A 7419-nucleotide genomic window follows, 5' to 3' on the forward strand; every position below is an offset into this window, starting at 1 on the left:
GCCCCATGATGCTTGCGGCAGTCGAGACAATGACAAATGCCGACCCGGTATGGGAGTCCCGACGCCACAATTCGGACGTTGCCGCACAGGCAACCGCCAGTGAATCGGTCCATGCTGCATCTCCTCCAAAATCAAGCGGTCGGAATGGCTACAACGAACGGCACTGTCATTGCAATTGCCCCGCTGCGGGCGGGGACGCGTCGTCTAGCGGCCCTCGCCCATCCTTGCCGCCCCCTTATTGGAACGAAGCGGTCCTTTCGCTCTTGCATTGACAGGAAAGCTTGTCAATATGAGGGTTGCATGCTCGATATCGAGGTCATAGATCGGCCAAGCGCGGCCGCCGCCGCGTTGGAGCCGGTTCGGAGTCAGCTCCTCTCGGAACTGCGGGAGCCCGCCTCGGCCGCTGCCCTCGCCACACGCCTCGGTCTCAAGCGGCAGAAAATCAATTACCACCTGCATGCTCTGGAGGAGCACGGGCTTGTCCAAGTTGCAGACACGCGCAAGTGGGGTGGCTTGACCGAGCGGCTCATGGTGGCGAGCGCCACAAGCTATGTCGTCTCGACGAGCGCACTGGGTCCGGTCGGCGCCGATCCGGACCGCACCGCCGACCGCCTGTCGGCAAGCTACCTCATCGCGCTCGGCGCTCGGCTGGTGCGGGAGATCGGGGCCCTCCAGCGCGCCGCCACGGATGCCGGCAAGCGCTTGGCGACCTTGGCGATCGACACCGAAATCCGCTTCCGCTCCGCCGCCGACCGCGCCTCGTTCACACGTGAACTGGCTGAGGCCATCACCACGCTGGCGGCACGCTATCACGACGAAACGGCGCCGCAGGGGCGGTCCCATCGCCTTGTCGTGACCGCGCATCCTTCACCTTCCAATCCGCAAGGAAAGGACGTTCAATGCCAGTAAAAAAAGATTCTGCCGGCAATCGCTCGGTCGAGGCGCAAGTGGATGTCCCCGGTACACCGGAGGACGTCTGGAACGCGATCGCAACGGGACCTGGAATATCTCAATGGTTCGTGCCGAGCGAACTCGAAGGCCGCATCGGAGGAACCAGCGTTTCGCATTTCGCTGCCGATGGAAGCATGGATTCGGTCGCCACCATCACGGCTTGGGAGCCGCCCAAGCGGTTTGTCGCAGAAGCACCGGGTCAGTCGGGAACGGTAGCGACGGAATGGACCGTCGAGGCGAAGTCCGGCGGGCTTTGCACCGTTCGCGTTGTCCATCGGTGGTTCGCGACTTCTGATGATTGGGATGATCAGTTCGAAGGCCACAGCTACGGATGGATCGCCTTCTTCCGCCTGCTCCGCCTCTACCTCACGCACTTTCCCGGGCAGCACGGCTCGGCTTTTCAGCTCTTGGTCCCGTCCTCTCAAGCTTTAGCCGATGCATGGCGAAAGCTGGTTGAACCCTTAGGCCTGGCGAATGCGACTGAACAACGGCGCGTGGCTTCGGACACGCAGGCATTCGGGGGTGTCGTCGAACGAACAGGGCCGCAGGACCATCCCGAGTTGGTGGTCCGGCTGGACCAGCCCGCGCCGGGCTTCGCGCACCTCTTCGCCTTGCCGATGGGCGGGATGACATTCCTGTCCGTGCGGTTTTTCCTCTTTGGCGACGATGCAGCGAGCGTTGCAAAACGGGAGGAGCCAAGGTGGCGAACCTGGCTTGAAAAGCATTTCCCAACTCCGAGCGAGTAGCGCTCCAGTGGAAACGTAGTTGTCAGTTTAATCAACGCTGCGCGGCATTAAATCTACCCTACAGCACACCCGCCATGGCAGCCGACGAAGCTTTCCGAGCTATGATTACCGTCTAAGTGCGGGCAGGCCGCTGTGGTGCTTTTGCGCAGTAGGCTCCACTCCTGCAAGCAGATCGAAAAGCCATGCCACACCCGCATCCATCATCGCGACCTTGGGAGCGACGGCGTTGAGCCGGAAGCCGGGCAACGGCAACGGGGCATCGAGGCTCAGGACGCCGAAACGCGCCGCATGCATGGTAACGAACCGCCGCGGCAAGGCCGAAATGAGATCGGTCTCGGCGATAACCGCAAGCGCGAACATGAAGTTGGGAACAGTCAACGCGATCCGTCGTGCCCGGCCTTGCTTGGCCAGCTGTTCATCCACGAAGCCATAGGGATCGCCACTGTGCGAGACCACCAGATGCTGCATGTCGCAGTATCGCTCCAGGGTCGGATCACGCGCGAACGGATGTCCAAGGCGCATGGCAATTACAAAGTCTTCTTCGTAGATGCAGCGCTTTTCGAAGCGAGGCGGGATGTCATCGGACGGAATGATCGCGATATTGATGGCGTGCGCTTCGAGATCGACAATCGCGCTTCGCCACGCGCGCGCCGGAGAGGGCAAGAGCTGACGCACGCCGATTTCGAGGCGTGGCGCAATCCGGCTGAGTTTGCGAGAAGCGGGCGCAGGATCACGGCTGGAGACACCGTCCGGCGCGCCGATTGCGAACCGGCGCACCGCCGTGGCGGGGTCGAAGGGTGCGGCAGTCGCCATGACGCTGCGCACGCGCGCCAGAATAACGGCGATCGGCGCGGCCAGTTCCGTCGCACGCGCCGTCGGCACGACGCCCTTGGGTGTTCTTAGGAACATCGGATCATTGAAGAGCCGGCGCAACCGGCCGAGCCCGTGACTGACAGCCGATGGAGTCAGATAAAGCCGGTCCGCAACCCGGCCCACGTGGTGCTCTTCGAGCACGGCCTCGAAGAGGGACGAGGAGATTGAGATCGGCGCGTGAAAGATCAATTCCATTCAGCATATTGCTGAAATCATATCATTGGCTTCATCAAGATGAACATGCAATTCTGCCGGTTGAGCGGTGCATCGCTCGGACGAACGCAGCCTTGAGCGGGAAAACAGCCATGCGGTGATGATGATTTCCGAGGTCGGCGGACAGTCGCCGCAAGGCATGATGGCATGCTCGCCCTCGTGGGTGGCGCTTTGAGGCAGGCGCCGGGCTTCATCATGCACGTGTCGCACCCGGTGGCAGCCGGCTGGCGGATCGTCGAGGTGTGGAACTCCCAGGAAGACGCGACGCGCTTCTCCGCTGCTCATATCGCGCCGAATCTGCCGGATGGCATCCGGCCGAAGCTGTCCTTCCAGCCGCTGCACAGTCTTTTGAAGCCCTGACGGAAATGCCGGCCGGGTGAAAGATGTGGGATCGCATCGGCTCGACCGATGCCAGCGGCCTGCGCCTGCGGATTGGTACAAACATAGGAGAAATTCTCATGCCAGTTTCACGACGTTCAGCACTCGCTGCAGCGGGCGCCGGTCTCGCGTCGCTTGGGATCACGAAAGCTACGAGCGACTCTGCCGTTGCCCATCAGGTCTCCATCGCCGACGAGGAGATTGCCACGCTCATCAGGCAGACCGCCGAAGCCAACGCGGCGCTGATGCGCGGCGACATCGCCCGATACCGTGCGTTGATTGCGCTCACCGATGACTTCACGCTTATGTCGCCTTTCGGCGGAAAGCCGACACGCGGCGTGGAGATGACAAGCGAACGCTGGGAGGCAATGGGGCGTTTCTTCAAGAACGGCACGCTGGAACAAGAGCTGGTCCAAGCCTATGCCGCGGCCGACATGGTGGTTCTCGCGCTCATCGAGCGCGCCCATGGCGAAGTCGGCGGTCTGCCGGCCCAGGACTGGCCGCTGCGCGTCACCTTGGTCTATCGCCGCGAAGGATCCGAATGGCGGCTCGCGCACCGGCACGCAGACCCGCTCGCCCGGGGTATCAGCCTAGAGCAGGGGGCCGCGCTGGCCCGCTGACTCGCCGCTGAAAGTCCACGCCAGACCAACGACGCTCTGACAGCTCCGCGCGTTCTGTTTCAGGCTGCCGTTTCGACCGGTAGGCCGGCGGCCTTCCATTCGGGATAGCCGTCCTCGAGCCGACGGACGAGGTAGCCCCGCTCCCGCAAGGCGGCGACCGCCTCAAACGACAGAACGCAATAAGGGCCGCGGCAATAGGCGATCACCTCCCGATCCGCCGGTAACTCGCCCAAGCGACGCTCCAGCTCGGCCAGCGGGATGTTGAGGGCGCCTGGAAGATGCCCAACCCCAAATTCAGCCTCGGGTCGCACGTCGAGAACCGTGACCATGCCGTCATGCAGCCTCGAGACGAGGTCGTCTCGCGACACCGGTTCCATCGCATCGCGAGCCCGGAAATAGTCGGCCATGACGCGGCCGATTTCGGCCACGTTTCGCTCGCCGACGCGGCCAAGCGCCTTGATCAGCGCCACCACCTCGGCATCGCCGGCGAGGCTATAGAGCACGTGCTTGCCGCGGCGCTGCGTCTCGACGAGCCGCGCCCGCCGCAGGATCTGCAAATGGCGCGACGTATTGGCGAAACTCAGATGGGCTCGCGCGGCGAGGTCCTCGACGCTGCGCACCCCTTGCGCCAGATGCTCCAGCAGCTCGAGCCGATGCGGATGGCCGAGCGCCTGAGCCACTTCGGCAAGGCTTGCGTAGATCGCCTGTTTCGGTCCGGTGCTTGACACCGCTTCTCCTCAGTGAAACATTCAGCGGAATGATTGAATGTTCTAGCCCTTCGTAGCGAGGCGCGCAAGACCATGATCCTCCGCCAGTGTCTTCACACCGATCCAGCCGGCGTCTCGTACCTGTTCGGTTGCCATAACGAGGCCCTCCTGATCGAGGACGAGGGCGCGTTCATCCGCTTCATGCTCGCCGAGATTCCGCCGGTACCGCCCAAGGCCGCGGCACTCCGGGCCGCCAATTCCGGCTTGGCTGCGGCGGCGGCCTGACCCATGGAGGAAGCGGCATCGGTTCCAGGCAAGACGGGTTCATCCGTCAGGCTCGGCCTCAGGGAGAACTGGCCGCAATTCGCGCTGCTCGTCGTGATCAACGCCTTTGTCGGCGGCATGGTCGGGATAGAACGGACGGTGGTGCCGCTGATCGGATCGGAGGAGTTCCACGTCACATCGACGACGCTCATCGTCTCCTTCATCGTCAGCTTCGGCGTCGTCAAGGCCCTCGCCAATCTGGTCTCGGGCCAGCTTGCCGACGCGTGGGGCCGCAAGCGCGTACTCGTTTTGGGATGGCTGGTCGGCCTGCCGGTGCCGTTCATGATCATCTGGGCGCCGACCTGGGAATGGGTGATTGCGGCCAACGCATTGCTCGGCATCAACCAGGGGCTCGCCTGGTCGATGACCGTGATCATGAAAGTCGATCTCGTCGGGCCGAAATCGCGCGGCCTTGCCGTCGGCCTCAACGAGTTCGCCGGCTATCTCGCCGTCGGGGTGACGGCGCTGCTGACCGGCTATCTCGCCGCGCAATACGGACTTCGGCCAGTGCCGATCTATCTCGGAATCGGCTATGCGGTCGTCGGTGCCGCACTGTCGATCCTGCTGGTGCGCGACACGCGCGACCATGTTCGGCTCGAGGCTTCATCCCAGGCGCAGCAGGCCGCGCCAATCAGCTTTCGGCAGGTCTTCGCGCTCACTTCCTTCGGGGATCGCAACCTGTTCGCCGCCTCCCAGGCCGGCCTGGTCAACAATCTCAACGACGGCATGAGCTGGGGCATCTTCCCATTGTTCTTCGCTTCCTTCGGCCTCGGCGTCGAGCGCATCGGCATTCTCAAGGCGATCTATCCCGCGACATGGGGTGTCCTGCAGATCGTCACGGGTCCCTTGAGCGATCGCTGGGGGCGCAAAGGCCTGATCGTAGCCGGCATGTGGGTTCAGGCCGCCGGTCTGTTTCTCACCGCGGCGACGCGCCAGTTCGAGTGGTGGATCGTCGGCAGCCTTCTGCTCGGCCTCGGCACAGCGATGGTCTACCCGAGCTTGATCGCAGCCGTCTCCGATGCCTCGCATCCGACCTGGCGCGCCCGCTCGCTCAGCGTCTACCGGTTCTGGCGGGATCTCGGCTACGCGATCGGTGCGCTCTGCGCCGGCCTCATCGCCGACAGCTTCGGGCTGTCATGGGCGATTACATCGATCGCCGCGCTGACGTTTCTCTCAGGGGTAGTCGTGGTTGTCGTGATGAGCGATGTCTCGCGCTCGTCTACAGATCCGTCCTCAAGGAGGGCAACATGACAGCGGCAGATCGCTGCCCGAGCAATTGATCCGGCGCAAATTTCGCCACGCCTTTGGCTTACATTGAAGTTTGACCGCGACCGGCGGTTTGGCCGGCAGTAGGGAAAGAGCTGAAAGCATCTCCGGCCGCAGAGCCGCCAGCACCTTGGGACGAGCTCTGCCGAGCCCCATGAGAGGAAGGAGGATATTATGACGTTGATTGCACTGATGCGCGCGGCCGCGCTCGCCGCCATTATCGCCGCCGGCGCGACGGCTATAGCCGCCGCGCAAACGACCGCAGCCGATCCGCACCATACGACGGTCGCGCAGGCGCCGTCTCCCGAGCCTGGAGGTATGGCGGGACAAGACCAAGGTGCACAGCCCGCTCAACCCGGCATGATGGGCCAGGGCATGATGGGCCAGGGCATGGGCCACGGCATGATGGGCGGCGGGATGATGCAGCCCGGCATGATGGGCGCAATGCCGATGATGCGCATGCGCGGGCACATGATGAAGATCATGTTCGCCATTGCCGATACGAACGGCGACAGCGCGCTTTCCTTCGAAGAGATCACCGCCATCCATAAGAGAATCTTCGATGAGGTCGATGCGAACAAGGACGGCAAAGTGACAACCGAAGAGGTTCAGGCATTCATGCGGGAATAGTCGCGCTCAAGCTGATTGCCGGGCACCACGGCCTCCGCGCGGCCGAGACGTTCGCCGCCGCAAAGGTGCGGGTCAAGCCGCGAACGAGGCTCCTGAGCATGACATCGATCTATCTCGACTACAACGCCAGCAGGTCACGGCTGCCATGCGGCCATATCTGGATGGAGCTTTCGGCAATCCGTCGAGCGGCCATTGGGCGAGCATGCCGGCGAAGGCTGCACTGGAGAAGGCCCGCAGCCAGGTTGCGGCGCTGCTCGACTGCGCAACCGACGAGATCGTGTTCACAAGTGGCGGCAGCGAGGCCAACAACCTGGCGATCAAGGGCACGTTCTTCGCGCTTAGGCACAAGGCGAGCACATCGTCACCACCACGGTCGAGCATCCGGCCATTCTCGCCCCCTTGCCGGTTCCTCGAGCAGCTCGGCGCGGCAGTGACCTATGTGCCGGTCGACAGCACGGGCCGGGTCGATCCCGAGGACGTGCGTTGTGCCATCACGCCGCGCACCATCCTGATCAGCGTCATGCACGCCAACAATGAGGTTGGCACGATCCAGCCGATCTATTGCGCGGGAGCATGGGTCCGATTTCACACCGACGCAGCGCAGTCAGTCGGCAAGATTGCAACCAAGGTCGACACGCTTGGCGTCGATTTGCTGACCATCGCCGGCCACAAGCTTTACGCGCCGAAGGGTGTCGGTGCGCTCTATGTCCG

The 7419-nt window shown here is 63.3% G+C and carries 10 protein-coding genes and 1 pseudogene; 8 read left to right on the plus strand and 3 right to left on the minus strand.

All coding sequences use genetic code 11. The features are described from left to right. A pseudogene (locus EOA86_RS14855) lies at positions 1–113 on the minus strand (GFA family protein); the annotation flags it as partial. Between the two features lie 187 nt (positions 114–300). Between EOA86_RS14855 and EOA86_RS14860 the strand changes: the two are divergent. Further along, positions 301–909 (plus strand): helix-turn-helix domain-containing protein, encoded by a 609-nt coding sequence (locus tag EOA86_RS14860; protein ID WP_128342312.1) that lies wholly within the window; start codon positions 301–303, stop codon positions 907–909. Next, positions 900–1697 (plus strand): SRPBCC domain-containing protein, encoded by a 798-nt coding sequence (locus EOA86_RS14865; RefSeq protein ID WP_128342314.1) that lies wholly within the window; start codon positions 900–902, stop codon positions 1695–1697. Before EOA86_RS14860 ends, EOA86_RS14865 begins: the two co-directional genes overlap by 10 nt. Before the next feature lie 105 nt (positions 1698–1802). Here the strand turns inward: EOA86_RS14865 and EOA86_RS14870 are convergent, their stop codons facing one another. Next, on the minus strand, positions 1803–2765 hold the full coding sequence (locus EOA86_RS14870) for a LysR family transcriptional regulator (protein WP_348633347.1): 963 nt from the start codon (positions 2763–2765) through the stop codon (positions 1803–1805). A gap of 165 nt (positions 2766–2930) precedes the next feature. Between EOA86_RS14870 and EOA86_RS14875 the strand changes: the two genes are divergently transcribed. After that, the gene (locus EOA86_RS14875) at positions 2931–3143 is read left to right on the plus strand and encodes a hypothetical protein (protein WP_128342315.1); all 213 of its coding nucleotides are present in this window, start codon (positions 2931–2933) and stop codon (positions 3141–3143) included. Between the two features lie 23 nt (positions 3144–3166). Further along, positions 3167–3781 (plus strand): nuclear transport factor 2 family protein, encoded by a 615-nt coding sequence (locus EOA86_RS14880; RefSeq protein ID WP_245497267.1) that lies wholly within the window; start codon positions 3167–3169, stop codon positions 3779–3781. Between the two features lie 59 nt (positions 3782–3840). Here the strand turns inward: EOA86_RS14880 and EOA86_RS14885 are convergent, their stop codons facing one another. After that, positions 3841–4509 carry a metalloregulator ArsR/SmtB family transcription factor gene (locus EOA86_RS14885; RefSeq protein ID WP_128342317.1) on the minus strand — a complete coding sequence of 223 codons (669 nt, stop codon included), beginning with the start codon at positions 4507–4509 and terminating at the stop codon, positions 3841–3843. Positions 4510–4581: 72 nt separating this feature from the next. Between EOA86_RS14885 and EOA86_RS14890 the strand changes: the two genes are divergently transcribed. The 4 genes from EOA86_RS14890 to EOA86_RS14905 all read left to right on the plus strand — a co-directional run. Continuing rightward, on the plus strand, positions 4582–4773 hold the full coding sequence (locus EOA86_RS14890) for a hypothetical protein (protein ID WP_206630026.1): 192 nt from the start codon (positions 4582–4584) through the stop codon (positions 4771–4773). A 3-nt stretch (positions 4774–4776) separates the two neighbouring features. Beyond that, the gene (locus EOA86_RS14895) at positions 4777–6063 is read left to right on the plus strand and encodes an MFS transporter (RefSeq protein WP_128342319.1); all 1287 of its coding nucleotides are present in this window, start codon (positions 4777–4779) and stop codon (positions 6061–6063) included. Positions 6064–6252: 189 nt separating this feature from the next. Further along, positions 6253–6708 (plus strand): EF-hand domain-containing protein, encoded by a 456-nt coding sequence (locus EOA86_RS14900; protein WP_128342321.1) that lies wholly within the window; start codon positions 6253–6255, stop codon positions 6706–6708. 145 nt (positions 6709–6853) lie between these two features. Continuing rightward, positions 6854–7419 (plus strand): aminotransferase class V-fold PLP-dependent enzyme (locus EOA86_RS14905; RefSeq protein WP_128342322.1); only part of this gene is annotated, 566 nt, incomplete at its 3' end.

The sequence above is a fragment of the Mesorhizobium sp. M5C.F.Ca.IN.020.32.2.1 genome, assembly GCF_004023105.1.
Lineage (GTDB): Bacteria > Pseudomonadota > Alphaproteobacteria > Rhizobiales > Rhizobiaceae > Mesorhizobium > Mesorhizobium wenxiniae.

Coding starts and splice junctions, on each gene's coding strand:
- EOA86_RS14875 (WP_128342315.1), top strand. CDS start 2,931: ATGCTCGCCCTCGTGGGTGGCGCTTTGAGGCAGGCGCCGGGCTTCATC.
- EOA86_RS14865 (WP_128342314.1), top strand. CDS start 900: ATGCCAGTAAAAAAAGATTCTGCCGGCAATCGCTCGGTCGAGGCGCAA.
- EOA86_RS14870 (WP_348633347.1), bottom strand. CDS start 2,765: ATGGAATTGATCTTTCACGCGCCGATCTCAATCTCCTCGTCCCTCTTC.
- EOA86_RS14860 (WP_128342312.1), top strand. CDS start 301: ATGCTCGATATCGAGGTCATAGATCGGCCAAGCGCGGCCGCCGCCGCG.
- EOA86_RS14895 (WP_128342319.1), top strand. CDS start 4,777: ATGGAGGAAGCGGCATCGGTTCCAGGCAAGACGGGTTCATCCGTCAGG.
- EOA86_RS14890 (WP_206630026.1), top strand. CDS start 4,582: ATGATCCTCCGCCAGTGTCTTCACACCGATCCAGCCGGCGTCTCGTAC.
- EOA86_RS14880 (WP_245497267.1), top strand. CDS start 3,167: ATGTGGGATCGCATCGGCTCGACCGATGCCAGCGGCCTGCGCCTGCGG.
- EOA86_RS14900 (WP_128342321.1), top strand. CDS start 6,253: ATGACGTTGATTGCACTGATGCGCGCGGCCGCGCTCGCCGCCATTATC.